The 2,500-nt window shown below is 50.7% G+C and carries 1 rRNA gene (cut by a window edge); it reads right to left on the minus strand.

Annotation, left to right across the window (positions count from 1 at the left end):
* Window positions 1-231: 231 nt before the first annotated feature.
* Window positions 232-2,500: ribosomal RNA gene (locus JP36_RS10325) — 23S ribosomal RNA — on the minus strand (it continues 629 nt past the right edge of the window).

A 2,500-nucleotide genomic window follows, 5' to 3' on the forward strand; every position in this document is an offset into this window, starting at 1 on the left:
TATTGCTATTGCTATTGCTATTGCTATTGCTATTGCTCACCGCAGTGTATCTGCTTATTCTCTATCTTCTCTTTCTTCTTGTTCTTTCTTTAACCTTTCCGGCTTCCTTTTAACTTAACACAAGCTGTCTACTTCCTTCTCTCTTCGCTCTTCCCTCGCTCCGCGCTCTTGCCTTTCCTCGCTTCCGCTTCTCCTCAGCTTCCACTCTCCGCAAAAACCCTTCAGCGTTGTATAGTTAAGCCCCTCGGGCAATTAGTACTGGTTAGCTCAACGGCTCACACCGCTTACACACCCAGCCTATCTATGTCTTAGTCTTAAACAACCCTTACTGACTTTAAGTCAGGGAGAACTCATCTCGGGGCAAGTTTCGTGCTTAGATGCTTTCAGCACTTATCTCTTCCGCATTTAGCTACCCAGCAATGCCTCTGGCGAAACAACTGGAACACCAGTGATGCGTTCACTCCGGTCCTCTCGTACTAGGAGCAACCCCCCTCAATTCTCCAACGCCCACGGCAGATAGGGACCGAACTGTCTCACGACGTTCTAAACCCAGCTCGCGTACCACTTTAAATGGCGAACAGCCATACCCTTGGGACCTACTTCAGCCCCAGGATGTGATGAGCCGACATCGAGGTGCCAAACACCGCCGTCGATATGAACTCTTGGGCGGTATCAGCCTGTTATCCCCGGAGTACCTTTTATCCGTTGAGCGATGGCCCTTCCATTCAGAACCACCGGATCACTATGACCTACTTTCGTACCTGCTCGACTTGTCCGTCTCGCAGTTAAGCTGGCTTCTACCATTGCACTAACCTGACGATGTCCGACCGTCATTAGCCAACCTTCGTGCTCCTCCGTTACGCTTTGGGAGGAGACCGCCCCAGTCAAACTACCCACCAGACACTGTCCGAACACTCGTCCCGAGCGCTTCGTTAGAACATCAAACGTTAAAGGGTGGTATTTCAACAGCGACTCCACGATAACTGGCGTTACCGCTTCGCAGTCTCCCACCTATCCTACACATTAAAATTCAAGGTTCAGTGTCAAGCTATAGTAAAGGTTCACGGGGTCTTTCCGTCTAGCCGCGGGTACACCGCATCTTCACGGCGATTTCAATTTCACTGAGTCTCGGGTGGAGACAGCCTGGCCATCATTATGCCATTCGTGCAGGTCGGAACTTACCCGACAAGGAATTTCGCTACCTTAGGACCGTTATAGTTACGGCCGCCGTTTACTGGGGCTTCGATCAGGTGCTTCTCTTTCGATGACACCATCAATTAACCTTCCAGCACCGGGCAGGCATCACACCCTATACGTCCACTTTCGTGTTTGCAGAGTGCTGTGTTTTTATTAAACAGTTGCAGCCAGCTCGTCGCTTCGACTGGTTCATGCTCCATCCGCTTCGGACTTCACACTACGCCAGCGCACCTTCTCCCGAAGTTACGGTGCTATTTTGCCTAGTTCCTTCACCCGAGTTCTCTCAAGCGCCTTAGTATTCTCTACCTGACCACCTGTGTCGGTTTCCAGTACGGTTTAGATAAACCTTTCGCTTAGTGGCTTTTCCTGGAAGTTGGGTATCAGTTACTTCAGCTCCGTAGAGCCTCGTCATCATCTCTCAGTGTTAATGGTGAGCCGGATTTGCCTAACTCACCCACCTACCAACTTAAACGTACTCTTCCATCCGTACGCTAACCTAACCTGCTCCGTCCCCACATCGCAGTTTATCCAAGTATGGGAATATTAACCCATTTCCCATCGACTACGCTTCTCAGCCTCGCCTTAGGGGCCGACTCACCCTGCCCCGATTAACGTTGGACAGGAAACCTTGGTCTTCCGGCGAGCGGGTCTTTCACCCGCTTTATCGTTACTTATGTCAGCATTCGCACTTGTGATACCTCCAGCAGCCCTCTCGAACCACCTTCTTCAGCTTACACAACGCTCCCCTACCCAACAAGATTTCTCTTGATGCCGCAGCTTCGGTGCTATATTTTAGCCCCGTTACATCTTCCGCGCAGACCGACTCGACTAGTGAGCTATTACGCTTTCTTTAAATGGTGGCTGCTTCTAAGCCAACATCCTAGCTGTCTAAGCCTTTCCACTTCGTTTCCCACTTAATATAGACTTTGGGACCTTAGCTGGCGGTCTGGGTTGTTTCCCTCTCCACGACGAACGTTAGCACCCGCCGTGTGTCTCCTATACATTACTCTTCGGTATTCGCAGTTTGCATCGGGTTGGTAATCCGGGATGGACCCCTAGCCGAAACAGTGCTCTACCCCCGAAGGTATTCATATAAGGCTCTACCTAAATAGATTTCGGGGAGAACCAGCTATCTCCCGGTTTGATTGGCCTTTCACCCCCAGCCACAGGTCATCCGCTACTTTTTCAACAGTAGTCGGTTCGGTCCTCCAGTTAGTGTTACCCAACCTTCTTCCTGCCCATGGCTAGATCACCGGGTTTCGGGTCTATATCTTGCAACTTAGCGCCCAGTTAAGACTCGGTT

The organism is Gallibacterium genomosp. 1, assembly GCF_000771875.1.
Lineage (GTDB): Bacteria > Pseudomonadota > Gammaproteobacteria > Enterobacterales > Pasteurellaceae > Gallibacterium.